The sequence below is a fragment of the Acinetobacter sp. LipI_19 genome (assembly GCF_058242925.1).
The window spans coordinates 1915497-1940202 of sequence record NZ_JBZAYK010000001.1; the positions used below are offsets into that span (position 1 = coordinate 1915497).

Sequence of the window (24706 nt, forward strand, 5' to 3'; positions counted from 1 at the left end):
CACCCATTAAAAAAGCCACCATATGGCAGCTTTAATTTCAACCCCTAGCTTCACGCCCAGGTTCATCTTCAAGTACTCTAAAACGCCAGTAGCGGTCAGGTTTAACCCAGACAACATTTTCTTCAGTCTTTTTCTTGAATCCACTATTAACGTTTAATTTCAGTACTAAATTACCATCAGCATTTTCTTTTAGAAAATCCATTTGATTATTTTTAACAAGATAATCCACTACATCATCTTGATATAAACAACTATCTTTTTCTAGATTTGTAAGCATCCAATTAATAATATCGCTAAGTTGCACTTTCTTCACCTTTCTTACGAATCAAAATCAGGCTATCCTCAGGAAATTCGCCACTATCTAATTTTTTACCTGCAAACCACTGGCATCTGTATGTTCCAAAAAACCTATTACTACTTGGATACCCTGGATGTGTTTCTTTTATAGCCATTTCAGGACCACCAGCACTCAATTTAACAATATCACCTATCTGATATTTTGGCACTAATCCTTCACTCATATTATTTTCCTAAAGTAATAGTAATGAAATTAATATTTTGGGATGAATGAAAAATATTCAAGTGCCCTAATTTTCAAAGATCGACAAAAGTTAATTAATTAAAAAAACCACCCTCAGGTGGTTTCTTCTACAATTGTTAATATTCTTGGTTTTCGTGGAATATTCATACCAACTAAGTTTTCTAGAAAACTAACATTTACATCCAAAGCCGCAGCAACATCCTCAGCGAAAATTTTCTTTTTTGCGAGCATATTAAAGCAAGCTTGAAGTAGCTCTGGCTTCTCCTTTGGAATCAGATGATCCTCTTTTTCATTAATACCCTCACCAGTTTTTTTTAGGTAAATCACTCCACTTGTATATTGTTCAGGAGTCAATAAGCCTAATTGCTTAGCTCTATATAAAATAGCCGCTTTGCTGACTTTCCATGTTTGCTTAAATTCACTCAACTTAGACCAGTTAAATCGTCCATTTTTATACCAAGTTGAAAAATGTGTCCGCATCATAACTTGAGGAATCAATAAGGCAGAAGCAAAATGATTAGCTTGAGATTCAGTCAGTCTATCACCAGTTACAATACCATCATGAAGTACTAAATGACCAAGCTCGTGCGCCAAATCAAAACGCTGACGACATATACTCTCCTTGGCTTCATTTCGTACAAATACTGGACGTTTTGTTGCTAAGGATAATGCATCCACTTCCTTAGATACTGAAGGAAAAGTAGTCACAATAATACCATGCGTTTCGCATAGACGAACCATGCTACTAATTGGTCCCAAACCTAAACCCCATTTCCCACGACATTGCTCAGCAATAGACTCAATTGCAGGATCTTGAGTAATCAGCTCATTTTCTGAACTATAAATATCATACTTTGGTAATCTTAATTTTGAGTCCAGATACTCAGTCAGCCGTTTTGTGTACTCACCTCTAGCAATAACAATCTGTTTAAAAGAAACTTTGGCAGTACGATTACTTCTAAAATGAATTTGATCTTCCTGTAAAACAGACTTTATCTGCATAAAAAAAGAATGTGGCACATTAAAATAATTTGCCACTTTTTCAACAAATTGATCGTTGGGTATGGTTTGCCCAGTTTCAACTTTATGAAGATATTGACGTGTATAATCCAGCTTGTTACCTAAGTCATCTAAAGTTAATTCATTGAATTGTCTTAGAAGCTTTAGTTCCAAGCCATTAAACTCAGTTGTCATGGCTAGTCATCTTACAATTAGTTGTTTACAGCTTCAGAATCATCGTCATCATCTTTATCCATTTCTGGATCTTCTACCAATGGTGAACCTAGTTCCACAGAATTTGGAGTTTCAGGTTCAACTAAATGAATATGGTTGATATCAGTAATACTACTAGAATCCCAATAAGCAACTACTTCATTTGCTAAGTTATAACCTGCAAATACAACTAAAGGTTCATCATCTAATGTTTTTGGCTCATTTAATATAAACCGCCAAAAATGAGGCTGAAGATCATCTAAAGGGAATAAACTCAAGCTTTGCAATTGTTGAATAAGGAATTTTTTCTTTTTCGGCTTCTCAAAATCATCTTTTACAAACCTTATAGTAGCATTGCCAATCTGGAATATTAGTTTATATGAACCATTAACCAAATGAACATCTACTGGGCATTGTTTATTTACGATCATATCCAAAAAGCAATTATAGGTCCTGTCGAAGATACTTGTTCCACGTCCATAATTTGAATCATATTTTTCACTCAATAAATAATTTATTTCACGATAAATATCTAACATATATTTGGCGAAGAAGCTTATAACCTCATCAGTTAATTGTGGTTCAAAACAAGAGGGATGACGCCATTCCATAATAAAATCCGCAATAAATAGTGAAATGTTGGGTTAAATCCAATTTATTGCTAATTTTAATTTCTGTCAACTAATTTTTATTGCTAATTTAAAGATTTGTCAACCAAAGCTTCTTTAACCAAGATTCTACTGTACTTTAAAGTGAATTAACCTTTTAAATCATAGATAATATAGTGATTGTAAAACCGTGACCAAAGACTAGGTAATAAAATGACGCCTAAGCGCCCTTTATTTCATCCCTGCCTAGCTAGCTTCTCAGCTTCGACAAACGCATCATGAAAACTTACTTTATCTGAAAACCAAAACTTATAAGTCTTGTAGCCGATTACGATTGACTGTTGAAAGTAATCATTTGGACTTTTCTCTACAACTTGACCGCTAAGATCACCACCGATGCAAATATTCATGTGTTTTCCTATTTATCGGTGGGAGTGTAGCACTTATTGTTTAAGGGTTTTAAAAGAAAGTTAGATAAAATAAAAAGATATAACCATCGCCAATAAAAATAACGCAATAACCAGATAAGTATTTATATTATTTAAGTTTTTAATAAATTCCAACATATTCAAATTCCAATAAGATTTTAAATAATTCTACAGTGAACCACTCATACTGCAAGAATTTAATAAAATATCAGACAAAAAAATACCCACGTATTGGAATAGATGGGTATGGAAATCAAAACCGTCTTGGTCTCGGATGAACCGTAATACGACCAGTATGGGAAAATATACCCCTATTTTTGGGACTATGCAATCATAAATCGTATTCTTCTGCGACTTTAAAGAAATGACCTCGTAAATGAGCATCTAAATCGATTCTCCAATCACCAAGAATAATTAAAGCTAATTTTTCATATTTATCGTATGTTTTCAAATAAGCTTTACGATCAATACTCATGCCTGAAATTCTATGTCTTTCAGATTGGTTATACGCATTCTCTTTTTTACCCTCACACTTACTACAATCAATGTGCTTACGATCCACTTTAGAAAAGATAAAACCTTTGCCATTACATTTGGTGCACAATCCACGCTTAAATAAAAATTGAATCAAGGCTGATCGTGCTACCCCTTTTGCTGCTTCCTTAGTTGTTATTTGTTTTGTCTTAAATCCATCAGCTTGAAACTTTAAACGGATCTCACTGGTAAGCAAGTTATGCAATAAAGCGAAATGTCTATCCATTGGATTAATTGAACGAACTAAAGCCCATAACATTGCATATTCTTCTGTAGCCATATCTTGCATCATTAAAGCCGCACTATTTACTTTACTTCCACAGTTTGAAGGGCCGCCTACCCCATCTTTAATCCCATCCATTGTTTTTTGTGCTAAATCAAGAAGTGTAAAATTTACTCGTGAAGAACTAGGCTTGAATAGCAAACGGCGTAAATCGTGGGTAATTGTCATATCTCTATGTTTTTCAAAACTTGCTGTAGCTACCATGTCACTCCCCTACCATCATCTCAATCTGTTGAACCGCTAAACCTGATTTCACTTGCTCTGTACTAAACCGTAAAACTTGAAACCCTAAAACAACTGCAGCGTTATATTTCTCCATATCACCGATATAACCCTTACCCCTTGTATGACGTCCACCGCTCCAAACACCGCCTTCGACCTCAACCAATATCTTCTTGCCTACAATATGAAAATCGGCTCGCCATTTTCGTTTAGGATGGAATTTATATTCTTGTTCAAAGCTGATTTTTAAAACTCGTAACTGGTTGGCCAACAATGATTCACCGATACTTTCACCTTGATGAGTTTTAACTCGAGTACTGCGCTTCGAGTTAGATTTCTTCTTAGTTCTAACACTGTAAAGTTTTTGATATTCAGCAATTGAGATGCTTTCCACTTACGCAGCACCTCTGCTTTTGGATTTAAATCCAACTGCCTGGAGATGTGATTTCCAGTTTTGGAGTTCATTTGGATCTGAGAGTTTTGCAGCAATACGGCTTGCTAGCTTTTCAAAGGATTCACCAGGCATACTGAATTTATCGATGACGTCTGGCAGTTGAGCGAGTTTGTTGGCAAACAAGTAAATCTGTTGAGGTGATGAGAAAAATACTAAATCAGATTCACCGATTGATTTTCCATTTTGCGCTTTATCGTATTTGTGACGGTTTTTCAAAAGTGTGTCAGCGAAGTGGTAAATCAAGAGATCATCACAAAGATTATTTCCAGCATTGAAAAGCTCGAATGCTTTTTTCTCACGTTCAAACCAACTTGCTTCGATAATCGATTTTGGTACTACCGTGGGATCAGCTTGATCTAATTCAGAACGAAGTTTTTTCAAACAAAGCCAATCTTTTTTATTTATAGATTCAATGGGAGATTCTATTGGGAGATTCTGTGTCCCGTTATTGGGACTGTTAGGCATCCCGTTATTGGGACTGTTACAGGTCCCATTATTGGAACTGTTCCGTTTTTGGGACTGTTCCGTTATTGGGACTGTTTTAGCTGGATTTTCATCATTTAACTGTCCCACTATCGGAACTGTTTCGCGTCCATTTATTCCTCTTAATTTATAAACTTTAACTTGTTTTGTGACGCCTTTACGCTCGCCAGTATCTAAAATAAAACCATCATCAATCAGCTCAGCGATTATTTTAAGTACAGTTTTACGCTCAATCCCAGTGTCTTTTTCAAGCCTTTTCATGCTTGGATATGCACAATGATCTTCTCCAGCACGATCTGCTAGAGACAACAAAACAAGGCGCTTATATGGAATTCGACAACCGCCCTTTTTTTCGCATAACTCGGCTCGCCAAGCCCAATTTGTTGCATCTAAACTCATGCTAAAACCTCCAGCAAAAGAATACGTTTTCTGCTCGAGCGCGTATTACAAAATTTTGAAACGAGATCCTGGTATTCATGTAAGAGTGAATAGTCAGGATTAATGCCAGTTAAATTTGGCAAGGGCCGCATACTGGCATGAAGTGAATATTTAGTTATTTTTTCAACCAGGCACATTAATGCGTAAACTTTTGGATTCTTTCGTGCTCCATGCATAAGATCTTCCACGCTGGCCATGATGCAGGCAATACAACTCAAGCGATCATTTTCTTGGTAAGCCCAATGAGGTTGTTGGCCAGCATCTTGAATCGTTCCGAAAACCTCATTGATTTTTAATTCATGGATTGGCAAATAATTAAACCAGGCACGTCCAGCTTTACCATTCTCTGGTGTGGGCTTGTATATTTCCTGCCTTGCTCTGTTATTTGATTCTTCGGCACGTAACCCCATGCAATTAACTATGCGTGTAAATCCATTTTCTTTGGCATAACGGCGCACTTCTCGCTTGATTGGATCTCGTTTTAAATCACTGGTACATTGGCGATATTTAGGTGATGGAAATGATGGAACCTCTGGACGTTCTGCATAACGCTTGAGGACCATCTCAAGAAATGATTTATTAGCCTTAGCCAAAATAAATGGTACGCCAGCTGCAGCAGCTTGATCTCTGGCAACCTCCAAAGCACCAGGCCACTCCATAAAACCCAAACTGGCATGAACCACTAGAATCTGCTCAGCAGGAACAAACTCCAGTAGTTTAATCATCATGGCCTGACTATCTTTGCCACCACTATGGTTAATAACAAATAAAGCAGGATTTAACCAAATATCATCAATGATCATGGGTGGTATCACTTATCACCCCCATCGTCGTTTGTTTTAATAAAACGACCAAACATTAGGATTTTACCTGCTCGCAATAAACTCGATATAATTTCACCGGCTTGATAAATAGTAATGCGGTGTTCCATCGTTAATACTTCTATGAACTCATCCCGTGTTACTGCAGCATTAGATTCATCACGCTTAATCTTGCGCAAATTCGAACGGCGGATATTTAAAATGCCTTCAAGCGAATTCAAAGCAGGCTCAAACCATGATTGCGTCCATTGGATCTGTTTATGCTCAGGTGACTTTTGGAAGTGTTGATTTGTAGTCATGAAACCTCCGCAATCGCTTGTTCAGCTTCAGTTAAACGGCGGTTGGCTTGGATTTCTGCTGTTGTCGCTGGGCGAATTTCATCTTTATAAATTGGTCCACATGCACCAGAAGATAAAACCTTAACCCTATACAAATCATTAGAATATTTATGCTTAATAATCTCTAGCAGTTCATTTTTTGTTCCGGCAGCAGTAAGCACAACCACATCACCTGGTAAAAAATCCACATCAAAACTTTTGTTACTCGGTAATTCCTGTACCAAGCAAGTCTTACACTGCTCGCCTTTAAATTCTGTGCACTTGTTAGCGCATGGATGTTTTGGTATATTTGGTTTCATATTCAATTCCTTGTAGTTTTGAATTAAAAGCCTGATCTAGTACATCAGGCTTTTTTAATGTCTGGATGTTCTTTCCGTACGGAATGTTTATCTTGTTCAAATAAATCAAAGCGTTCTCTAGGGATTCCAGATACCTTTGACATAAGATCCTTGTCGTCTTCACAACGCTTCATATCTAAAATGGCTAACCATCTTAAATACTGGCTATTTGACCAACCTCGGTCATATGCCTCTCTAGCAATATGCTCAGCAACTTTTTCTGATAAATGCGCAGGCATACATACAGTTTTCTTTGTGCTATTTCTGCGGGTCATGATTGTTCCTAAGGATCTAAGCGATTGGTTTATTTATTACATGGGGAATGTCTGGCTTGAGAATCAAAAGACCTCGAGCAGAAATTTCAGGGACATTCTCCCCCCATTGACTTATTGCAGCTCTAGAAACACCAAGACATCGAGCGAGACTTGCTGCGTCTGTATATGCAGCAATTGCATCGGTTGTTTTTATGATAACTTCCATACTGAGGACCATAACAATAAAATGTTAAGCAAAGTTAACCATACTTTATTTAAATTATCAAGCACACTTAATTATAGAAAAGTTAAGCTAGCTTTACTTTGTAAGGTAGAGTTACTATGAGCACCCTTCAGGAAAGATTTGCTTTAGCTATAAAGCACTATGAAGAATCTAAAGGTAAAAGATTCGTTAAGGCCCATCTAGCGGATTATTGTGGTGTGAGCAGACCAGCTGTTTCTGAATGGATTGACAAGAATGTCCAAACACTTGGACAAGATAATGCTGAGAAAGCGGCTAAATTTTTGGGTGTAAACCATAGATGGTTAAATGGATTGAGCTCAAAAATGTTAGAGGATGTTGAAAGTTCTAGTTCCGAAAATACACTGCAGGATGAAGGTGTACCTGTTATTGCTTGGGAGTCCCCCGATGATTTAGATCCAAATGTTTATGTAATTATTCCCCATGTTGAAGTGAAATTTTCAGCAGGTAATGGTCATTTGGCTGCTTATGAGCCAAGTCAAAGGGATATGGGGTCTGCCCATTTATTAAGTTGGGTACACAAGAAAAAAGTATCCCCTAAAAACTTAATAACTGTCGATACAGACGGTGACAGCATGGAGCCAAGAATACCCAGTGGTAGTGTTGTGATGCTCGATAAATCTATCAATACACTGGAGCAAATTCAATCTGGAAAAGTTTATGCAATTCGATATGGAAATGAATTAAAGATTAAAAGACTTTCTCGTCGATTTGATGGTGCACTAATTATTGATAGCGATAACCCGCAATATCAACGTGAGATCGTTGAACCAGATCAACTAGAGCATATTAGTGTTATTGGGAAGTATGTTTCCCATACGTATGATGGTGAAATCTGATTGGTCGTGTGTGAAATTAACTAAAAGTGAAATGATTATAAGTCGCCAGTTATTGTGAGATAAGTAATTAAAATTTTTAAGAAAAGAGAATATTATGATCGCAACACTAAACAAGTCTAAAACAGCCCTAACAATAAATCGCCAGGAATTCAAATTGGCCTTAGCAAAGATTGGTGTAGGAATTGATAAACAAATAGCTTCACTCAAAAAAGCTAAGCAAAGCTATGATCCTGCTGAAATTGCACATGAGGTTATTACTGAAGCAAATATCTTTGAAGCCATCATAGAAGGCTTTAATGAAGCAGAAGAAACTAACTTAAAGTTAATTGATATAACCAATATTGATGTGGCACAAGGATGGATAGATGAGTTTTTAGAAAAATACTCTGACACACATTAACTTACTTTCAGCATTAAAAACTACTAACCCACCCTGTGTGGGTTTTCTTTTGTCCACTAAAAAATAAAATTAAACATACTTTACAATATAATTGTTAATTGCACTTTACTTTATTTTACATGTTAAGTATGCTTACTTTACTAAATAAAAAAAAGCGCACCGACCGTCAAATCTAATGCGCTTTTCCAAACAACAGGTGAATTATGAACACAAAACCAAATTCAATCAATCCCATAGTTACACATCGTGTACAGCCTATGGGATTTTTCAAAGTCGCTGCAATCAGTGGTTTAGTTACAGTTGGTGCTATTGGTCTTACATATGATCAAAAAGCTACTGAGTACAAGCCACCTATCTCTACTCCTAATGTAACGCCATCAATTTATAGCGTTAGTGCTCTAAAGCTTACCTCTGAGTCTTCTGGGAAAGCAGTTATCAAACTTGATAGCTTCCTAGTTTTAGTCAGTTTTGATTTTGAATCCCATCCTGATAGTTACGGCGTACCTGGATCTGAATTTACTGCAATAGATATTACCAATTTGGCTGTTGAGAAAATCACAGATGTTAACGGTAAAGACTGGAATGACTTCACTGATTACAACGATCACCGAATGATTAATCAAATTATTGTCGGATATATAGAACGTAATAAATTAGTGGAGGCAATCTAATGAATACACCAACTACAAAAAAATCAGAATTCATTAGTGATGAAAACGGCGAATTTCGCATGCGTATTTATTCATCTGAATATATTCAGAAAAATGGAGAAATTTACCGAGTTAGCAAATCAGGATATTTGTTTCTTATCGAATTTGCAGAGCACTTAGAGAAACCTTGGATTAGCCTTAATTTTGAACTTGAGCGCAAGTTTCAGAAGCGCAAAGCATTGGCTATTGGGCTTCAAAATTCAAATATTCCCTCTTACGAACGTCGCGCATATAAAAAGCGTATGGGATGGACTGGAGCATAATTATGACAAATTCTAATAACCAAGTTTCAAATGTTCTTCAACAAATTCAACTTGAATTGAAAGCACCTAAAAGTAAAAAGAACACTTTCGGTAATTACAACTATCGAAACTGTGAGGATATTCTGGAAGCAGTTAAACCGCTTCTTCAGAAATATGATGCTTCCCTGGTAATCACAGATGAGGTTCAAGAAGTCGGTGGTGTAGTCGTTGTTACAGCAAAAGTAATTTTTACAGATGCAAACGGCAAAGAAACTACGGTAAAAGCCCATGCTGGTGTGGAGATTAGCAAGAAAGGTATGGATGTGGCTCAGACATTTGGCGCATCCAGCTCATATGCCCGTAAATACGCGCTAAATGGCTTGTTCTTAATTGATGACACCAAAGACTATGACTCAGATGAATATCACAACCAAGTTAATCAGGGTGCTACACGCAACAACAACCAGCAAAACACAAGGCAGGCTCAACAACCGAATCGCAATCAAAATAATCAAGCTAGTGGCCAGCAACAAAAGCCATTGGCTCAGCGTTATAACGATGCACTTTTAGCTATAAAAGATGCTAAAAATCCTCAAACACTCGATAAAGCAATTAACACATTCAAAGGCACTCAATACGAGTCAGGTATATCAAAAGCCTGCCGTGCTCGAGCAGATCAAATGGGATGGAATGAAGCGCCACCGATAAACCAAGTTCAACAACAAAATCAAATGCAGCACTGAGGTAAATAAAAAATGAATTTATTAAATAGTAACGAAGCATTTTCAGCACTCATGGCTGGTAAAAATATTATGTGCCGCGCTGTTGGCGAATTGATGGACTTTGATGACTTAAATCAATTCCCTGCTACGATCTTTGCTTTACCTGGTTATGAGTTCTGTATCAAACGAGAATCGTTAACTTTGGCAGATATTCAATTTACTAAGCCAGTAGAACCACACGATCTGGAGAATGGCCAAGAAATTTTTATTGTGATGCCAACATGTATCTTGCGTACTAAATACGATCCAGAACATGGAGATATATGTTTGAGTGTGGCAAATGGATTTGCTCAATTAGATGCTGAAAATGCACAACTGCAGCTTCAGGCATTTGGTAAAACATTTGGCAATATGATTACTGAAATTGAAATTAAAGACGGTTTCAGTGAAAAGCCTAAAAAAACTCGTACTCCACGTAAAGTAAAAGAGGCCACAAAAATTGAAGACATTTCAGAAATTGAAATAAATTCAGAGAAACTATATGCGTCAAAACTAACCAGCCTAGACCATCAAATTTATATAGACGGAATTAACTCTTGTGAATCTGAACAAGAGATTGAAATTACTTTGAGGGATGTTGATTCTCAAAGTTTTAGTGAAGAACAATTAAATGAAATCAGTAAGGCTAAACAATGCAAACTTACTGAGTTTGACCTTAGCTTAAAAGAACCCGCTTCAACATTAAGAGAATCCGCCCAATATAAAATTTTACTCAATGACTTAGTCAATCGTGCCCTAGAAGCTAAAACACCTACAGAGGCAAATGCTCTTATTGTTTATACAAAATCATGGTCTGAAGAACAGCGTAAGCCATTGATGGATGCAATTAATAAACGTTTGAGTGAATTAGGTGTGGCTGCTCCGCCTCCTGAACAACCTCCGTCACTTGCTGTTAAGATCCAAAATGCATCTGATTTAACAGCCTTGGATATTTTGGAAATTGATGTTGCAGGCCGTCATCCAGACATTCAACCGAAATTAATGGGACTGGTTCGTAAACGTCGATTTGAGCTTGAAAACTCAGTTTCCAAGGTGGTGGAAAATGAAATTTAAATATTCTTCCATCACTAGAAACTTAACCGTATTTGGCAACCGAATGACCCACATATTCAACAATGTTTCATTTTCGGAAATAGACAGTTTAATTGCGGACGCTAAATTTAAAGAAGCAGTCTGGAGATAAAAATATGAATACACCTATAGATTTAAATTCTATTTTATTTGCACAACTTGATCGTTTAAGCAATCCAGATCTTAAAGGTGATGAGCTTCAAGCGGAAATCCAAAAAGCCGGTGCAGTTGAAAAAATCAGTAAACAGGTTATTGAGAATAACAATATGCGCTTAAGTGCTGCCAAGCTTGTTGCTGAACATAAGGGATTGAAAAATGTCGATCCAATTGAAGTTCCTCAAAATCTGATTGGGTGATTTATGTCAAAAGGTACTGCTATTAAATATACCCAAGCTCAATTGGATTTTATTAAATCAAATTGCATCTTGGGGCGAAAAGAGTTAACTGAAAAGACTAATGCTCTATTCGGTACATCTTTTACTGTTGATCAAATAAAATCCCTTTGTAAGAGAAAAAAATGGAGTACTGGTAGAACCGGTTGTTTTGAAAAAGGGTCTAAACCTTGGAATACCGGTACCAAGGGCCTAACCAGTGCAAACAAAACCAGTTTTAAAAAAGGTCGGCCAACTTGGAATGCTAAGCCCATCGGCTATGAAAGAATTTGCTCTAAAGATGGTTATGTCCTGGTTAAAACATCTGAGCCAAGCGTGTTTGAATTAAAACATAGAATAGTTTGGGAAAAGGAAAAAGGCCTTATTCCTGAAGGCTATGTTGTGGCCTTTAAGAACCAGGATAAAACAGATTGTCGAATTGAAAATTTGATTCTAATGAGCAAAGCCGAAATGGTTAGATATAGTCAAAGCTATCATGAATTGGCTACACCAGATAGCAATGAATCCTGCCTATTACTGGCTAAGATCAAAAACTTGAAACATCAATTACATAAGCAGGTGGACTGATGAATCAAACAGTAGTGAAGACGAAAAACCTACTTGCTTTCAAAATTTGGTTGGAAATGCTTGGCTATGAAGTTAAAAATCTCAAATTTAAAGGTTTCACGGCGCGCACTAGCGATCGTGGAATCAAAAAGAAACATCACTATGTATTGGTAACAGATGCCCTAAATGGGAACACTGCTGCTTTCGAATTAGGTAAGGAATTCGAGGAGCATTTAGCTTCACCCGATTACATAACAGCAGAGGTAAATCCTAATGGAAATATTTCTCTTGTTGCTTGAAATCATGATTTATACGAACAGTTTAGTAATTATTAAATTTGAAATGTGGAGTTGGTGAGATGAATTCAGCTGCAGAATTAAAAAGACATAATGAATCACAGGCATTTGCACAAGCCAAAAGAACGGATAGTTGAGGAGAATAGTATGGGAGCAATTAAACTAAAGCCTGAAGAAAAATTAGCCCAACTCATTAATTCAGGCGCTAGTCTTGTAAGCACCACGGATGCAGCAACTATACTTGGTTATAAGCCAAACACTCTTAGAGTCTGGGCAAGCCAAGGTAAAGGTGATTTAAAACCTGTAATGACAGGAAATGGCGCTAAGTGGCGATTGACAGATATTCGAAATTTGGTAGGGGCTTAAAGCCCCTTTTTTATATTTATTTTATTAATTATTTTCGAAACCTCACCCACATTGATTATATGAAAAATTGAAACTAAAGATGTAATTGATGCTAACGAGAAAATTACGGTGATTAATATGTATGAACTTATAAAATTTAAATCACTTTTTCCTGTTGAAAATGTCTCTAGGTACCAGCTGTAAGTTTGTATAAGATAAACTGCAATACACCCAAAGATCATATACAGAACACCCCAAAAAGCTCCCTTTTTAATTAATCCATTTTCTGTATATTTACAACTTATAACATTATCATTTACCTCAAAATACCTTGAAGTCCTTTTTAGTTTTGAAACTAAATAAAAGTATTCAGACGCATATTTTGTTGTCAAACTATCAGTAATTTCTAGTGGTAGATCTACCCCATCGTTAAAAGATAACATTGCAGTTTTTTTAAGTAATTCGTTCGTTTTTATGCTTGTTGGGATATTTATAAATTTTCTATAATATTCTTCAATTTCTAAATATTTCTTTCCTGTATCTTTTTTAGAATTTGTTGATAAAAAATAAGATAAATACGTATATAAAGCAGCAAATATACCTGCTAAACAAGACATAATCGTTAAAAATAAAGTTAAATACTCAAATAATGAAAATGATGGAAATAAGTCAGGCATTTTTGTCTCTCGTGTTATATATCTTAGCTTCTTCTAGAATCCAATTTTCTATTTTTGTATGATGCATTCTCAAAAGATCGACTGGTCTATCTTTATAATGCTTCTCTGCTGTGGCACTTGGCTTATGCCCCATAATTTGAGCAACCACACCAGTTGGTATATCTAACCACTCTGCTAAATTTGAAAATGATCTACGCAAATCATGGATAGTAAATTTTGGCAGGCCCTTTTCTGCGAGAGCTGCATAATAACTGTTTCGAATATCTGTAATATGTCCTGACTCTGATTGCTCAGACCAAAAGACAAAATCTGACTCAGGGTGTTTTGGTAATTGTGATAAAAGCTTTTCAACATAAGGAGTCATCGGGATAATACGATTTTCCTGCTCTACTTTGTCCCAAATGCTTATAGTTTTCCATTTAAAATCAACTTGCGCATAGGTCAAAGAACGCATTGATTCAGAGCGAGGCCCACATAAGATACTAATTTGTAGAAAAGTTTTATGCATTATGTTTGGGATTTCATTTACAGCTAAAAACCAATCTTTTAATTGATTGCGCTGCACAGAATTTTTTACAGGCTTCAAAACTGGCACTGCTCGACGCACTCGTTTGGCTTGATGCACTTTAGCATCGATCAAATGCATATATATGTCATGCTCTTGACACCAATTTATACAAGATCTAGCAATCCTAAATCCTAATGCTGCCCTTCCAGGTCTTGTCTCTGCTTCCTTTGTTTGCCAAGCAATCAATGTATCTGATGATACCTTTACAAGTGGCACATCAAGTATCGAAGCTAAAACCCCCGGTATTGTTAAACCTTTCCCGCGTACTTTCTCTTCACCACCACGGTGAGATAGATCAATATGATCTCTAAGATGTCTCTCAGACCACAGGTGCTTATTCGCGTTTACATATTCAAAAAAGACATCACCAAAAGTTATTTTTTCATTTTGCTTATCTTGAGCAAAAGTTTCATTTTTCTGATCTTCTTCAGCCTTGTTTCTTCTTGGATCTATGCCTTGATCACAAAGTTGCTGTAAGCGTCTTGCTTCTTTTCGTGCATCATCTAGCGACCAGACATTTACATCACCCACAGTAATGCGTAAACTTTTGCCTGTAACTCGACTTTGAAAAATGTAAGATCTATTCTCGTTTTGGGTAACTCGCACAGAAAGACCAGGCGTATCAATATCCCAGTAAAAAACTTGATTCTTACCTTCTTCTGGTTTTTCTAGCTTAGCTACCTTATTTGTTGTGAATTTTAGCTTCATTTGCTTACATCGAACTCTGTGTAAGCGGTATGTAAGCAAATTAAATCAATAACAGTCAACACTGATAAATACAGATATCAAGTAAGCTATTAAAATTAAAGATAAAATATAATTTTAATCAACATTGATCAACAGTAGTAAACTCGAAAAATTCAGGACTCATAATCCGTTGGTCCCCAGTTCAAGTCTGGGCGGGCCCACCAAATAAGACAACCACTTAGGTGCATTAATCCTAAGTGGTTTTTTAATATATAAACTAACCTTACTACTACATAAAACAATTTGTTAGATTTTATCAATGAGAATGTGATGGTTAAGCTAAGTGGTCAGTTGATCTGTGTTTCTGAACAAGAATTAAATATTATAATTAAGTTTCTTCCAGAACATATCAAATTAACCAGACAAGAAGAAGGTTGTGTTTCTTTTGAGGTCAAACAAACTCCAAATCCCTTAATTTGGGATGTTCATGAAGTTTTTGAGAATCGACAAAGTTTTGAAAAACATCAACGTAGAATATCAGGTTCTGTGTGGGGAATTAAAACCCAAAATATTCGAAGATTATATGAAATAACCCTCGATTAAAGGGCTATCTCAAAAGTTTAAACTTTGCTTAGCCTGCTCTATTCACTTATTCCAACTCTTTTAATATCGCCTCATTAAAGGCAGGAATATCATCTGGACTACGCGATGTAATGAGTACCCATCCACCCGTATTACAACGATGAACTTCTTCATCTATCCAGTTTGCACCTGCATTCTCTAGATCGATACGAATACTTTTATATGAAGTCAAATTTTTCTCTTTAATTCTTTCTGCATTGATTAAAGCCCATGGTCCATGACATATGGCAGCAATCGGTTTCTTATGGTCAGTAAAGGATTGAATGATTTTCTTAGCATTCTTATCAATTCTCAATTGATCGGCATTGACCGTTCCCCCTGGAATAACCAGCAAATCATAATCACTTGGATCTACTTTTTCCAAAATCGCATGCGGACTATATGACACCGATTTTTCATCATCATGAACAACGGTTCGTACATCGTTTAATTCAATTGCAGCGTGTATGCTTTCTATGCCTTTGCTCGTCAAAAAGTCCAAAGGTTTTTTAAGCTCATCATGCTCAACGCCAGAATTGGAAGTGATGAATAGTACTTTTTTAGTCATTTTCTTACTCCAACAATACGGTATATTTTAAGCTAACAAAAAATGCGATTGTACATGTACAAGTTTTAGCTTCTTATTGTTAAATGTTTTAGGATATTGTTTTAAGGCTTGTTATATATCCTTTTTATTTTTTTTAATCTATAAATAATCGAAAACCGCATTAAGCAGTCTATGTATCAAAAGATCAAATATCGCAATAACAAAAACCACAGCAAAAACCAAAAATTATTCATTCAAAAATGGCATAACTATTGCTTTTTCAAGTGACCTTTTATTTATGAATCTCCTCAATGAAGCTTATTAAACGCTCTTTATTTTTACAAGTAATGATTGCATTGGTGATTGGTTGTTTATTTGGTTACTTTTTGCCTGATATTGCGATCAATTTTCAAGTGCTTGGTAATGGCTTTGTCAAACTTGTCAAAATGCTGATTGCACCGCTTATATTCTGCGTCATTGTTTTAGGAATTTATGGTGCAGGAGACTTAAAAAAAGCTGGGAAAGTGGGAATAAAAACGCTGATTTATTTTGAAATCATGACCACTATCGCTTTAATTTTAGGATTAGCCGCAGCCTACATATTTAAACCTGGACATGGAATGCACGTGGATATTTCGACTTTAGATGCGTCCCAAATGACCAAGTACAATGAAAATATCCATGCAGTTACAGGTATATCTGATTTCTTTTTAAATATGATTCCTCAGACTGCTGTAGGTGCATTCACAGGGAATGATATTCTGCAAGTGGTTGTCTTTTCAATTTTATTTGGCGTTGCATTATCTATGCTGTCTAAAGATGTCAGTGATCCTGTCGCCTCTTTTATTGACAAAATATCTCAAGTTATTTTTAAAATCATGTCCATCATCATCAAACTGGCCCCTATAGGCGTTTTTGGTGCAATTTCTTTTACCGTGGCAAAATTTGGAATAGAAACTTTACTTAATTTGGGCTATTTAGTCTTAATTTATTATGCAACTGTGATTTTCTTTGTGATCGTCATACTTGGTCTGGTATTAAGACTCTTAGGTTTCAATATTTTTAAGCTCATTCGCTATTTTAGAGAGGAAATCACCATTGTATGTGGCACATCATCTTCTGATTCGGTATTACCGCAAGTGATGTATAAACTAAAAAAATTAGGGATAAAAGACTCCACTGTAAGCCTAGTCATTCCGTCGGGTTACTCTTTTAACTTAGATGGCTTTTCAATTTATCTCACCCTTGCTGTTGTATTTATCGCGCAAGCGACAGGGGTTCACCTCACAATTTCAGACCTCATCATGATTCTTTTAATCACCTTATTTACCTCAAAAGGAGCACATGGCATTCCTGCATCAGCGATCGTTGTACTTGCTGCGACTTTATCCAGCTTTCCTGTTATCCCGGCGATTGGCTTGGTATTGATCCTTTCAGTGGATTGGCTGATTGGTATTTTAAGAGCAGTAAGCAACTTGATTGGTAATTGTGTCGCAACTTTAGTGATTGGTGTATGGGAAAATGATGTCGATAAGAAACGTGTACATCAAATGTTAGATGATCCGAACTGGGCAAAAAATGAATTGGGAAATTAAAACGCAATTAACACATAGTGGGGAAAATTAGAGTTTTATTCTGTAGCAAAACCAATGCACTACATAACCAACGCACTATTAGCAACACAATACGCTTTAGATAAAATCTTTTAACGCTATCTTAAGCACACATATTTCATCATAAGCCATTTCAGCATTGAGTCACTGAAATGGTTTTTTATGAATCATGGCATTTCCTTAAATTAAAGTCCTCAATCAAAGACCATTCCAGAAAACATAAGGAAATGAATCATTCGCATTATTTGGGCTGATGGTGAAAACCATAATAAAGGACTCAAGTCTGGAAGAGCTGCACTAAACCTTTTACTCCGAGGATTAGTGATTAAAGTAAATCAATAAAAATTCTGATTGCCATGCGTACACGGATTAAATTGAAACTCGATATTCAGAATAAAGTCAGAAAACTAGGATCGATATCCCTATTGATGACTTCAATTTAAGATCGTTTTTAGCTTAAACCTATCCTGATTTTAACCATGTACCTTTTGTCTTCTATGCGATAAATTAACCCTAATTCACAATTTTCGAGGTTCTTTTGAACTGGAATAATATAGAGATTCATTTTTCTCAAGTTGTTTTAAAACCATTTACACCTTTAGATGCTGATGAGGTATTTCAGTATATTACTCCCACCTTGACACGATATATGACTTGGGATCCACCGCAAAGCCGTCAAGAGTTTGATGAGATCTGGCATAAATGGCTAAAGAATATTAAAGATGGGAATGAGTTAATTTTCGTTGTCAGACACATTGTTAATCATGAGTTTCTTGGCCTGGCAGGACTGCATCAAATACAAACGGAAACACCTGAATTAGGCATTTGGATTCGAGAAGATCGACATAAGTCAGGATTTGGTAAAGATGCGGTAACAAGCATGGTTCATTGGGCTTCTGTTAACTTGAGTTTTAAAAATTTTATTTATCCTGTAGCTGTCGAAAATTATGCCAGTCGCCATATCGCGGAATCTTTAGGTGGGATTATTTCTGAGTATAAAAAGAAACCTAAATATGATTCTGTAAGTTATGCTATTCCTCCTCATACTCAATAATACCAATGGATAGCTTGAATTGTTTATGATTTATTGATGCAGGATGCCGAGCATCTTTGCAGTTTTATAGTCAACTCTCGCGGTAATGGTGGCATTTTCAAGTAAAAGCCGATACGATAATGAGAATTATTGTTATTTATATGGAATAAATCATGGCGCTGAATGCACATCGCACTTTTATTCAAGTGAAAGAGAAAATATATCTAGGTCCAAACTATATCCGTATTATTTTTGACTGTGCAGATGTAGAGAAATTCAAACACACCTGTATTGGTGATAACAATAAAATTTTTATTCCAAGGCATGATCAAACCACAATAGAAATTCCCGATTTTGATTTTGATCAGCGTAAATGGATCGTCAATAATCCTGAGATGATGCCAGAAATTCGGACTTATACCCATCGCGATATTGATTTAGTCAATAAAACCCTAACCATCGAGTTTGCAATGCATGGTACAGATACTGTGGCTTGTCACTGGGCAGATCGTGCCCAACCAGGGGATCAAATTGGTATAACCATGTCTACTGCCGCTAAAAATTCAATCCCTACAGGACTGAATCATTATCTCATTATTACTGATGGGACTGGGCTTGCAGTCACTCAAGCGATCTTAGAGAAATTAACAGTTGATGCCAAAGTATATGTCATTGCCGAAGTGGCAACTGTAGAAGATCAAATCGAACTGCATACACAAGCTAATTTAGAGCAAATATGGCTGTTCAATCCGCAGCCGCTTAAGCAAAGTTTATTGGCTGACGAGTTGCTACGCCATCCTGAATTTATTAATCTACCAGCAAGCCGTTTTGCACATATTACCGCTGAACTACAAGCTGTTCGCGCATGTCGTAACATCTTAAGAAAGCAAAGTGATTGGGGCAAAAAAGATTGTTATGCTTGTTCTTATTGGCAGATTGGGAAAGCAGATAATGAGCGACAGTCTAAAGTGATAGATGATTAAGCTCAAAGTGAATAAATGATCAATCCCAATATATAATTGGTATTATTTCAGGTAAAACTTCTAAAACCTTATAAACTAGTATTTATAAGGTTTTTAATTCCGAAAAAACTCAATTGAAAAGAACACGAGTCTTTGAAATATAAAATAATTAGAGAATCTGGTCATGTCTCTAAAAACTAAAGAAATTTCAAATTCCTTCATGAATGTAATGGAGAAAGCCAGTAAAACATCGAGACCAAACTCGTATTATCTAGGCCACAATACAGTTCATATTGTTGATTTAAAAACATTTAAATCGTTTTCTCATTCATATAACGCCAATATCGCTTTGGTACATATTGAATATGCAGTTTAATGTTTTTCCGCGCTGAAATATTTACACTGTTAAAATAATCTTTCCAAAGCTGATCATATAGAACCTCTTGATGATCTAATTCAACACTAAACTCCTGACTAGAGCCTTGACGAATATTTTGATCAATGTCTAAGACATTCATATTGACATGGTGAACCTGTTTTAAATCATAGTAGATACCAAAATTTCGTTTTTCATCATAAATAAGCCAGCGCTGGTCTTGATATCTGGATTTAAAATGCTTTTCGATCAAAGGCAAAACATTGAAATCTGGCTTAACCAAGCTTAAAAATAATTCATCTTTACATTTTTTAAAGCGAACAAAAGCTTCCATACGGTGCTTTTCTCTTCCCACTTGTTTGGCCCACTTTGACAGTGCCAAAACATCTGGATGACCATAATCACGGTCAATCGCTTTTTGAGCGAAGAATGCATAAACACTAAAATTAAACAGATGTTGAAAAGCATCTTCCTGTTCAGATAAAAAAGTATAGTAAAAATTACGTAAACCACTTGCTGAAACTTTTAACTTTAGGCCTTGCCAAACTCTATTGGCTTGGTCGTCATTAGATTCAACAAAAATCGTTTCATCAAATAAAGCCGATTGAGTGTTGTTTTCACTTGAGACAAAGACATCAAACTCTTTGAATTGAAATGCACGAAATACACAACACAAAATCCCGGTCATGGTCCCATCAAAAATATATTTCGCCATTTAGAATAATAAATCCAACTGGGGTGAAAGTTGTTGAGTATATTTTGAATGCCCTGTCTGTAATATTTTCTGGCGAATTTGGCTGGGTAATTGATCTTTTAAAAATGGCGGGGTATCTGCACAACGAATAAAATGCATTGCCCTATTATAAGCAATACCCAATTTTTTGATTTGATCAATATGAATTTTACCAAAGCGACGTGCTTGAACAATTTTTTTAGCTGAACGCACCCCAATTCCTGGGACTCTTAAGATCATTCGATAATCAGCTTGATTGATATCGATAGGAAATTGTTCAGGATGACGTAGCGCCCAACTTAGTTTGGGGTCGATATCTAAGTCTAAATTTGGATGCTGTGCATTAACAATTTCAGTCGCTTCAAAGCCATAAAATCGCATTAACCAATCAGATTGATACAATCTATTTTCACGCAGCAATGGCGGTGCTGAACCCACCGAAGGCAATGCTTTTTCTTCATCATTAATCGGAATATAGCCCGAAAAATATACCCGTTTTAGTTTAAATTCTTTGTAGTGACGATCAGCCATTAAGATAATATCCTGATCCGTTTCATTATGTGCGCCCACCACCATTTGAGTTGTTTGCCCTGCTGGGACAAACTTCGGCACAGTTTTTATAATCTTTCTTTCATCTTTAAATTGAATCAAACGATCGCGAATAATACCCAAATCTTTTTGCACTTCATCATGGGTTTTTTCAGGGGCAAACTTTTTAAGACCTTCAGCAGTAGGCATTTCTAAATTGATACTCATCCGATCTACATAAAGCCCTGCCTCATGGATAATCTCCTGTGAAGCACCTGGAATCGTTTTAAGATGAATATAGCCATTAAAGTTTTCTTCTAATCGTAGCTTTTTAACGACTTGTAGCATGCGCTCCATGGTATAGTCTGCTGACTTAAAAATTCCTGAACTTAGAAAAAGGCCTTCGATATAATTTCTTCTATAAAAATTAATGGTTAAATCAACAACTTCTTGTACCGTAAAAGCAGCTCGTTTGACATCATTAGAACGGCGAGAAACACAATATGAGCAATCAAAAATACACACATTGGAAAATAAGATTTTAAGCAGCGACACACATCGACCATCTTCGGTATAACTATGGCAAATTCCAGCCCCCGTATTGCCTAGCCCACTGTCTTTGTTTTTACGGTTACTGCCACTGGATGAACATGACACATCATACTTCGCAGCATCTGCTAAAATTTGCAGCTTTTCTCTAATACGCTCTGTCATCACTCACACCTAATTTTCCGAATGAACTCTAGTGATTATATAAATTATGAGCGTTCAGCAATGGCTATTTCTTTATTGTTGCGACATGAGCTGTCGTATAAATTTAAAGCATTAGGGTCTGTTGACAATTCGTCTATGTTTGCGACTACGTGTGTTTTTTAGGCGATACTAGGCGCGAAATACGAAATTTAGTCATTCTAAATGAGTAGTTCGTAACGACGTAGCGGCAAAAAACACGCTAGTCCCCCGCTGCGCCTTGCGCTGCAAACAAAGCAGTGCTTTGTTCTTGCTCAGGGTTGTGGCTAAAATTATCTCAGCCTACGTTATGAAACTCGAAAATAGTCTCGCTATTCTCTTCGTTTCATGCCTTGCCTGCTCAATTTTAACCTACAACGCAAGCCATTTATGAAATGTCTACAGACCCTAAATAGAAATTATTGTGCTAGAAAAACCTACATTATTTGCCCATTCAATTGAATGGGCAAATAACTTAAGCAGAAACAACTACATTTTAAGCTTGAGCAGAAAGTGGAACACCAAATAAACGATCAAAAGACCAATTAAAAATAAAGGTATAAATTGGAATGATAACAATTAAAGCCGCATCTAATAAAAATGCCTCTAGAAAACTAATATTCATCCACCATGCAATCAATGGAATAAGAAAAACCACCAAGGTTAATTGAAATCCGATCGCATGAGCTACACGGCGTTTTACTGTACGTTGACGTAAAGTTTGGCGTTTTTCCCATGCTTCAAAAATCAAGTTATAAATAAAATTCCAGCTCACGGCAATCGTGGTAATCAGGAAAGCCAAAGGCCCCGTATGGGTTAATTGTGTACCCGAAAGTAGTGCTAGCCCTAAAGAAGAAATACCCAATCCAATGATTTCATAGGTACTTACATAAATTGCTCTACGTTTAAGACCTTGCATAAACTTACCCAAACAGATTTTTAAAAAAGCTATTTTAATTTCAGTTATAATAATAGATAAAGACAATAGCTTTCAGTTTTACTGATACCAATTATGAATTTCACCAGCGAAAATATAGAATTATTTGTAAAAGTACTGGATACAGGCTCATTTTCTGCTGCGGCTCGTGCCTTAAATCGAGTACCATCAGCGGTCAGTATGGGTATTGCAAATATTGAAGCAGAATTAGGCTTACAACTGTTTGAAAGAACACCCCGCAAAGTGATTCCTACAGCGTCAGCACTTGCCTTAGCTCCACAGGCAAGAATCATCTCTGAACAATTAAAACAATTGAGTAAGCATGCTTATGAACTGTCCTTAGGTTTGGAGAGTACTTTAAAAATAGGTGTTGTATCAGATGTAAACAATCAAAAACTTTTACAATCTATTGATAAACTTGCATTAAAATATCCACTGCTCAATATCGAAATTATTACTGCACCACAAGATGATATTTTGCATTTACTGTATTCAGAACAAATCACAATTTGTTTAGCGGGTTCAGGACAACATATTAAAATGCAAGAACATTTGCAATTGGTCAGCATGGAGGTTGTTGTTGCAACGATATCTGCAAATCATGTCTTGATGAATCAAGCAGTTCATCCTATTTATATCGAGGATCTGGTCAATGTTCGGCAAATTGTTGTTGCGAGTAGTGCGCTTGATATTGCAGATTTGAGATCGGTCATTGCTGCATCTTATTGGCGAACCAATGATCTACAAACAGCGATTGATATGGTTGAAATCGGCTTAGGATGGGGAAATTTCCCATATTCATTGGTCAAATCACATATTGATGATGGGCGTTTAATCCAAATTGATTTTAAAAATACCTACAATCAACTTTCTGTTCCTATTTATCTAATTTGGTTAAAAGATAAAGCACTACCAAAAGCATCGCGCGAATTAATCGAGTTAATTAGACAAAGTCTAAATGAAGATAACAGCTCATTGAGTAACAGCAATACTCTCTGACTCAGTGCTCGATAGTGATTTTATTTTATCCAGTTTTCATCGTAAATTTATTAGAATTGAATGAAATTCTATAAAAAATTTGACTTGCGAAGCTCAGCACTTACAATACGCCTTTTAGATTTCTAGTATTGCCTAAATCATGTCAAACGATCAAATTGAAGCACAAATTGTAGAATTAGACAATTTGCAAGAACACCGTGAAATTGTGACATTTATGCGTAGATCGTCACCGCTCAATACTTCACAACGTACTGCGCTTGAACAACATCGTGATTTAATTTTGGAATACCCTGTCGGCGATTTACGTCAACACTTTGAACATCCAGAACGCCCACTTACGGTAGAAATTGGTTTTGGTATGGGCCGCTCTTTGGTCCTGATGGCTAAAGCCAATCCTGAACGTAATTTTGTTGGAATTGAAGTGCATGTGCCTGGTATTGCGCAATGTGTTTATGAAGCAGGTATGGCGGAAGTTAAAAACCTACGTGTTTTGGATGCAGATGCAATCCAAGTGTTACGAGAAATGCCTGACAATAGTATCAATACAGTTCAACTTTATTTCCCTGATCCTTGGCAGAAAAAACGTCATTTTAAGCGCCGTTTTGTTTCTCATGATCGTATGCCATTGGTTGAAGAAAAACTCGAAATCGGTGGTACATTTCACGCTGCAACAGACTGGGAACCATATGCAGAATGGATGCTCGATGTTTTAGATAATCGCCCTCGTTTAGAAAACTTAGCAGGCAAAGGCAATAGCTATCCTCGCCCTGAATGGCGTCCACAAACCAAGTTTGAACGTCGTGGTATTGAGGCAGGCCATAAGATTAATGACTTTATTTTTAAGAAAATGAGTTAAT

35 protein-coding genes are annotated in these 24706 nt (G+C 36.2%); 16 read left to right on the forward strand and 19 right to left on the reverse strand.

Translation table 11 applies throughout. The annotated features are described in order from the left end of the window. Window positions 1-37: 37 nt before the first annotated feature. From AC4CVF_RS09285 to AC4CVF_RS09345, 13 genes are all read right to left on the reverse strand, one after another. Window positions 38-304 (reverse strand): DUF6953 family protein, encoded by a 267-nt coding sequence (locus AC4CVF_RS09285; protein ID WP_303577229.1) that lies wholly within the window; start codon window positions 302-304, stop codon window positions 38-40. Beyond that, entirely contained in the window at window positions 294-521 is a 228-nt protein-coding gene (locus AC4CVF_RS09290; protein ID WP_303577228.1) for a YodC family protein, read from the reverse strand. Before AC4CVF_RS09290 ends, AC4CVF_RS09285 begins: the two co-directional genes overlap by 11 nt. Before the next feature lie 113 nt (window positions 522-634). Continuing rightward, a complete protein-coding gene (locus AC4CVF_RS09295; RefSeq protein WP_303577227.1) occupies window positions 635-1735 on the reverse strand; it encodes an XRE family transcriptional regulator in 1101 nt (366 codons plus the stop codon). 17 nt (window positions 1736-1752) lie between these two features. Beyond that, on the reverse strand, window positions 1753-2364 hold the full coding sequence (locus AC4CVF_RS09300) for a hypothetical protein (protein ID WP_303577226.1): 612 nt from the start codon (window positions 2362-2364) through the stop codon (window positions 1753-1755). Window positions 2365-2597: 233 nt separating this feature from the next. After that, a complete protein-coding gene (locus AC4CVF_RS09305; RefSeq protein ID WP_490789255.1) occupies window positions 2598-2771 on the reverse strand; it encodes a hypothetical protein in 174 nt (57 codons plus the stop codon). 349 nt (window positions 2772-3120) lie between these two features. Continuing rightward, a complete protein-coding gene (locus AC4CVF_RS09310; protein WP_490789256.1) occupies window positions 3121-3810 on the reverse strand; it encodes a hypothetical protein in 690 nt (229 codons plus the stop codon). Window position 3811: 1 nt separating this feature from the next. Next, window positions 3812-4222 carry a DUF559 domain-containing protein gene (locus tag AC4CVF_RS09315; RefSeq protein WP_490789257.1) on the reverse strand — a complete coding sequence of 137 codons (411 nt, stop codon included), beginning with the start codon at window positions 4220-4222 and terminating at the stop codon, window positions 3812-3814. Next, a complete protein-coding gene (locus AC4CVF_RS09320) occupies window positions 4223-5164 on the reverse strand; it encodes a helix-turn-helix domain-containing protein (RefSeq protein WP_490789258.1) in 942 nt (313 codons plus the stop codon). Continuing rightward, window positions 5161-6006: a phosphoadenosine phosphosulfate reductase domain-containing protein gene (locus AC4CVF_RS09325; protein ID WP_490789919.1), complete on the reverse strand. Its 846-nt coding sequence runs from the start codon at window positions 6004-6006 to the stop codon at window positions 5161-5163. The genes AC4CVF_RS09320 and AC4CVF_RS09325 overlap by 4 nt, the downstream gene beginning before the upstream one ends. A gap of 8 nt (window positions 6007-6014) precedes the next feature. Next, the gene (locus AC4CVF_RS09330; RefSeq protein ID WP_490789259.1) at window positions 6015-6323 is read right to left on the reverse strand and encodes a hypothetical protein; all 309 of its coding nucleotides are present in this window, start codon (window positions 6321-6323) and stop codon (window positions 6015-6017) included. Further along, complete coding sequence (locus tag AC4CVF_RS09335; RefSeq protein ID WP_490789260.1) at window positions 6320-6661, reverse strand: hypothetical protein; 342 nt, start codon at window positions 6659-6661, stop codon at window positions 6320-6322. The genes AC4CVF_RS09330 and AC4CVF_RS09335 overlap by 4 nt, the downstream gene beginning before the upstream one ends. A gap of 44 nt (window positions 6662-6705) precedes the next feature. Continuing rightward, window positions 6706-6975 carry a hypothetical protein gene (locus AC4CVF_RS09340; RefSeq protein ID WP_490789261.1) on the reverse strand — a complete coding sequence of 90 codons (270 nt, stop codon included), beginning with the start codon at window positions 6973-6975 and terminating at the stop codon, window positions 6706-6708. Between the two features lie 16 nt (window positions 6976-6991). Further along, the gene (locus tag AC4CVF_RS09345) at window positions 6992-7192 is read right to left on the reverse strand and encodes a Cro/CI family transcriptional regulator (protein ID WP_490789262.1); all 201 of its coding nucleotides are present in this window, start codon (window positions 7190-7192) and stop codon (window positions 6992-6994) included. 104 nt (window positions 7193-7296) lie between these two features. Between AC4CVF_RS09345 and AC4CVF_RS09350 the strand changes: the two genes are divergently transcribed. From AC4CVF_RS09350 to AC4CVF_RS09395, 10 genes are all read left to right on the forward strand, one after another. Beyond that, complete coding sequence (locus tag AC4CVF_RS09350) at window positions 7297-8055, forward strand: XRE family transcriptional regulator (protein WP_490789263.1); 759 nt, start codon at window positions 7297-7299, stop codon at window positions 8053-8055. Between the two features lie 94 nt (window positions 8056-8149). After that, window positions 8150-8455: a hypothetical protein gene (locus AC4CVF_RS09355; protein WP_490789264.1), complete on the forward strand. Its 306-nt coding sequence runs from the start codon at window positions 8150-8152 to the stop codon at window positions 8453-8455. 203 nt (window positions 8456-8658) lie between these two features. Beyond that, window positions 8659-9126 (forward strand): hypothetical protein, encoded by a 468-nt coding sequence (locus tag AC4CVF_RS09360; RefSeq protein ID WP_490789265.1) that lies wholly within the window; start codon window positions 8659-8661, stop codon window positions 9124-9126. Next, entirely contained in the window at window positions 9126-9428 is a 303-nt protein-coding gene (locus tag AC4CVF_RS09365) for a hypothetical protein (RefSeq protein WP_490789266.1), read from the forward strand. Before AC4CVF_RS09360 ends, AC4CVF_RS09365 begins: the two co-directional genes overlap by 1 nt. A gap of 2 nt (window positions 9429-9430) precedes the next feature. Continuing rightward, complete coding sequence (locus tag AC4CVF_RS09370) at window positions 9431-10150, forward strand: ERF family protein (RefSeq protein WP_490789267.1); 720 nt, start codon at window positions 9431-9433, stop codon at window positions 10148-10150. 12 nt (window positions 10151-10162) lie between these two features. After that, window positions 10163-11242, forward strand: coding sequence for a hypothetical protein (locus AC4CVF_RS09375; protein WP_490789268.1), 1080 nt, complete (start codon window positions 10163-10165; stop codon window positions 11240-11242). Between the two features lie 134 nt (window positions 11243-11376). Beyond that, window positions 11377-11616, forward strand: a complete 240-nt coding sequence (locus AC4CVF_RS09380; RefSeq protein ID WP_034616612.1) for a hypothetical protein — start codon at window positions 11377-11379, stop codon at window positions 11614-11616. 3 nt (window positions 11617-11619) lie between these two features. Next, window positions 11620-12219 (forward strand): HNH endonuclease signature motif containing protein, encoded by a 600-nt coding sequence (locus AC4CVF_RS09385; RefSeq protein ID WP_490789269.1) that lies wholly within the window; start codon window positions 11620-11622, stop codon window positions 12217-12219. Then, a complete protein-coding gene (locus tag AC4CVF_RS09390; protein ID WP_490789270.1) occupies window positions 12219-12497 on the forward strand; it encodes a response regulator in 279 nt (92 codons plus the stop codon). The genes AC4CVF_RS09385 and AC4CVF_RS09390 overlap by 1 nt, the downstream gene beginning before the upstream one ends. A gap of 144 nt (window positions 12498-12641) precedes the next feature. Further along, window positions 12642-12860 (forward strand): MerR family transcriptional regulator, encoded by a 219-nt coding sequence (locus tag AC4CVF_RS09395; RefSeq protein WP_234623910.1) that lies wholly within the window; start codon window positions 12642-12644, stop codon window positions 12858-12860. Here AC4CVF_RS09395 and AC4CVF_RS09400 read toward each other — a convergent pair. Beyond that, the gene (locus AC4CVF_RS09400; RefSeq protein ID WP_490789271.1) at window positions 12857-13516 is read right to left on the reverse strand and encodes a hypothetical protein; all 660 of its coding nucleotides are present in this window, start codon (window positions 13514-13516) and stop codon (window positions 12857-12859) included. The genes AC4CVF_RS09395 and AC4CVF_RS09400 overlap by 4 nt on opposite strands. After that, entirely contained in the window at window positions 13509-14792 is a 1284-nt protein-coding gene (locus tag AC4CVF_RS09405) for a tyrosine-type recombinase/integrase (protein WP_490789272.1), read from the reverse strand. Before AC4CVF_RS09405 ends, AC4CVF_RS09400 begins: the two co-directional genes overlap by 8 nt. 309 nt (window positions 14793-15101) lie before the next feature. On the opposite strand from AC4CVF_RS09405, the gene AC4CVF_RS09410 reads away from it, so the two are divergent. After that, window positions 15102-15374, forward strand: coding sequence for a putative quinol monooxygenase (locus AC4CVF_RS09410; RefSeq protein WP_490789273.1), 273 nt, complete (start codon window positions 15102-15104; stop codon window positions 15372-15374). Window positions 15375-15420: 46 nt separating this feature from the next. Here AC4CVF_RS09410 and AC4CVF_RS09415 read toward each other — a convergent pair whose 3' ends face one another. Then, window positions 15421-15960 carry a type 1 glutamine amidotransferase domain-containing protein gene (locus AC4CVF_RS09415; protein ID WP_419359292.1) on the reverse strand — a complete coding sequence of 180 codons (540 nt, stop codon included), beginning with the start codon at window positions 15958-15960 and terminating at the stop codon, window positions 15421-15423. A gap of 290 nt (window positions 15961-16250) precedes the next feature. On the opposite strand from AC4CVF_RS09415, the gene dctA reads away from it, so the two are divergent. The 3 genes from dctA (at window position 16251) to AC4CVF_RS09430 (ending at window position 19568) form a co-directional block, all read left to right on the forward strand. Next, window positions 16251-17534: a C4-dicarboxylate transporter DctA gene (dctA, locus tag AC4CVF_RS09420; RefSeq protein ID WP_490789274.1), complete on the forward strand. Its 1284-nt coding sequence runs from the start codon at window positions 16251-16253 to the stop codon at window positions 17532-17534. A 556-nt stretch (window positions 17535-18090) separates the two neighbouring features. After that, window positions 18091-18606 carry a GNAT family N-acetyltransferase gene (locus AC4CVF_RS09425; RefSeq protein ID WP_490789275.1) on the forward strand — a complete coding sequence of 172 codons (516 nt, stop codon included), beginning with the start codon at window positions 18091-18093 and terminating at the stop codon, window positions 18604-18606. Window positions 18607-18758: 152 nt separating this feature from the next. Beyond that, window positions 18759-19568 carry a siderophore-interacting protein gene (locus AC4CVF_RS09430; protein ID WP_419327401.1) on the forward strand — a complete coding sequence of 270 codons (810 nt, stop codon included), beginning with the start codon at window positions 18759-18761 and terminating at the stop codon, window positions 19566-19568. A 290-nt stretch (window positions 19569-19858) separates the two neighbouring features. Here the strand turns inward: AC4CVF_RS09430 and AC4CVF_RS09435 are convergent, their stop codons facing one another. From AC4CVF_RS09435 to AC4CVF_RS09445, 3 genes are all read right to left on the reverse strand, one after another. After that, window positions 19859-20638, reverse strand: a complete 780-nt coding sequence (locus AC4CVF_RS09435) for a TIGR03915 family putative DNA repair protein (protein WP_336953080.1) — start codon at window positions 20636-20638, stop codon at window positions 19859-19861. Next, entirely contained in the window at window positions 20639-21898 is a 1260-nt protein-coding gene (locus AC4CVF_RS09440; RefSeq protein WP_336953081.1) for a putative DNA modification/repair radical SAM protein, read from the reverse strand. 511 nt (window positions 21899-22409) lie between these two features. Then, complete coding sequence (locus AC4CVF_RS09445) at window positions 22410-22832, reverse strand: PACE efflux transporter (protein ID WP_490789276.1); 423 nt, start codon at window positions 22830-22832, stop codon at window positions 22410-22412. A 93-nt stretch (window positions 22833-22925) separates the two neighbouring features. On the opposite strand from AC4CVF_RS09445, the gene AC4CVF_RS09450 reads away from it, so the two are divergent. Both AC4CVF_RS09450 and trmB read left to right on the forward strand, forming a co-directional pair. Continuing rightward, entirely contained in the window at window positions 22926-23849 is a 924-nt protein-coding gene (locus tag AC4CVF_RS09450) for a LysR family transcriptional regulator (protein ID WP_419359299.1), read from the forward strand. 139 nt (window positions 23850-23988) lie between these two features. Further along, window positions 23989-24705 carry a tRNA (guanosine(46)-N7)-methyltransferase TrmB gene (trmB, locus tag AC4CVF_RS09455; RefSeq protein ID WP_419820514.1) on the forward strand — a complete coding sequence of 239 codons (717 nt, stop codon included), beginning with the start codon at window positions 23989-23991 and terminating at the stop codon, window positions 24703-24705. The last annotated feature ends 1 nt before the right edge of the window (window position 24706 follow it).

Excerpts from the sequence above, each read along its gene's own strand:
- AC4CVF_RS09300 (WP_303577226.1), bottom strand. The coding sequence starts at position 2,364 with ATGGAATGGCGTCATCCCTCTTGTTTTGAACCACAATTAACTGATGAG.
- AC4CVF_RS09450 (WP_419359299.1), top strand. The coding sequence starts at position 22,926 with ATGAATTTCACCAGCGAAAATATAGAATTATTTGTAAAAGTACTGGAT.
- AC4CVF_RS09365 (WP_490789266.1), top strand. The coding sequence starts at position 9,126 with ATGAATACACCAACTACAAAAAAATCAGAATTCATTAGTGATGAAAAC.
- AC4CVF_RS09435 (WP_336953080.1), bottom strand. The coding sequence starts at position 20,638 with ATGGCGAAATATATTTTTGATGGGACCATGACCGGGATTTTGTGTTGT.
- AC4CVF_RS09415 (WP_419359292.1), bottom strand. The coding sequence starts at position 15,960 with ATGACTAAAAAAGTACTATTCATCACTTCCAATTCTGGCGTTGAGCAT.
- AC4CVF_RS09355 (WP_490789264.1), top strand. The coding sequence starts at position 8,150 with ATGATCGCAACACTAAACAAGTCTAAAACAGCCCTAACAATAAATCGC.
- AC4CVF_RS09350 (WP_490789263.1), top strand. The coding sequence starts at position 7,297 with ATGAGCACCCTTCAGGAAAGATTTGCTTTAGCTATAAAGCACTATGAA.
- AC4CVF_RS09405 (WP_490789272.1), bottom strand. The coding sequence starts at position 14,792 with ATGAAGCTAAAATTCACAACAAATAAGGTAGCTAAGCTAGAAAAACCA.
- AC4CVF_RS09325 (WP_490789919.1), bottom strand. The coding sequence starts at position 6,006 with ATGATCATTGATGATATTTGGTTAAATCCTGCTTTATTTGTTATTAAC.
- AC4CVF_RS09330 (WP_490789259.1), bottom strand. The coding sequence starts at position 6,323 with ATGACTACAAATCAACACTTCCAAAAGTCACCTGAGCATAAACAGATC.
- AC4CVF_RS09400 (WP_490789271.1), bottom strand. The coding sequence starts at position 13,516 with ATGCCTGACTTATTTCCATCATTTTCATTATTTGAGTATTTAACTTTA.
- AC4CVF_RS09345 (WP_490789262.1), bottom strand. The coding sequence starts at position 7,192 with ATGGTCCTCAGTATGGAAGTTATCATAAAAACAACCGATGCAATTGCT.
- AC4CVF_RS09290 (WP_303577228.1), bottom strand. The coding sequence starts at position 521 with ATGAGTGAAGGATTAGTGCCAAAATATCAGATAGGTGATATTGTTAAA.
- dctA (WP_490789274.1), top strand. The coding sequence starts at position 16,251 with ATGAAGCTTATTAAACGCTCTTTATTTTTACAAGTAATGATTGCATTG.
- AC4CVF_RS09370 (WP_490789267.1), top strand. The coding sequence starts at position 9,431 with ATGACAAATTCTAATAACCAAGTTTCAAATGTTCTTCAACAAATTCAA.
- AC4CVF_RS09310 (WP_490789256.1), bottom strand. The coding sequence starts at position 3,810 with ATGGTAGCTACAGCAAGTTTTGAAAAACATAGAGATATGACAATTACC.
- AC4CVF_RS09320 (WP_490789258.1), bottom strand. The coding sequence starts at position 5,164 with ATGAGTTTAGATGCAACAAATTGGGCTTGGCGAGCCGAGTTATGCGAA.
- AC4CVF_RS09295 (WP_303577227.1), bottom strand. The coding sequence starts at position 1,735 with ATGACAACTGAGTTTAATGGCTTGGAACTAAAGCTTCTAAGACAATTC.
- AC4CVF_RS09380 (WP_034616612.1), top strand. The coding sequence starts at position 11,377 with ATGAATACACCTATAGATTTAAATTCTATTTTATTTGCACAACTTGAT.
- AC4CVF_RS09445 (WP_490789276.1), bottom strand. The coding sequence starts at position 22,832 with ATGCAAGGTCTTAAACGTAGAGCAATTTATGTAAGTACCTATGAAATC.
- AC4CVF_RS09430 (WP_419327401.1), top strand. The coding sequence starts at position 18,759 with ATGGCGCTGAATGCACATCGCACTTTTATTCAAGTGAAAGAGAAAATA.
- AC4CVF_RS09410 (WP_490789273.1), top strand. The coding sequence starts at position 15,102 with ATGGTTAAGCTAAGTGGTCAGTTGATCTGTGTTTCTGAACAAGAATTA.
- AC4CVF_RS09375 (WP_490789268.1), top strand. The coding sequence starts at position 10,163 with ATGAATTTATTAAATAGTAACGAAGCATTTTCAGCACTCATGGCTGGT.
- AC4CVF_RS09340 (WP_490789261.1), bottom strand. The coding sequence starts at position 6,975 with ATGACCCGCAGAAATAGCACAAAGAAAACTGTATGTATGCCTGCGCAT.
- AC4CVF_RS09305 (WP_490789255.1), bottom strand. The coding sequence starts at position 2,771 with ATGAATATTTGCATCGGTGGTGATCTTAGCGGTCAAGTTGTAGAGAAA.
- AC4CVF_RS09335 (WP_490789260.1), bottom strand. The coding sequence starts at position 6,661 with ATGAAACCAAATATACCAAAACATCCATGCGCTAACAAGTGCACAGAA.
- AC4CVF_RS09395 (WP_234623910.1), top strand. The coding sequence starts at position 12,642 with ATGGGAGCAATTAAACTAAAGCCTGAAGAAAAATTAGCCCAACTCATT.
- AC4CVF_RS09360 (WP_490789265.1), top strand. The coding sequence starts at position 8,659 with ATGAACACAAAACCAAATTCAATCAATCCCATAGTTACACATCGTGTA.
- AC4CVF_RS09385 (WP_490789269.1), top strand. The coding sequence starts at position 11,620 with ATGTCAAAAGGTACTGCTATTAAATATACCCAAGCTCAATTGGATTTT.
- AC4CVF_RS09440 (WP_336953081.1), bottom strand. The coding sequence starts at position 21,898 with ATGACAGAGCGTATTAGAGAAAAGCTGCAAATTTTAGCAGATGCTGCG.
- AC4CVF_RS09390 (WP_490789270.1), top strand. The coding sequence starts at position 12,219 with ATGAATCAAACAGTAGTGAAGACGAAAAACCTACTTGCTTTCAAAATT.
- trmB (WP_419820514.1), top strand. The coding sequence starts at position 23,989 with ATGTCAAACGATCAAATTGAAGCACAAATTGTAGAATTAGACAATTTG.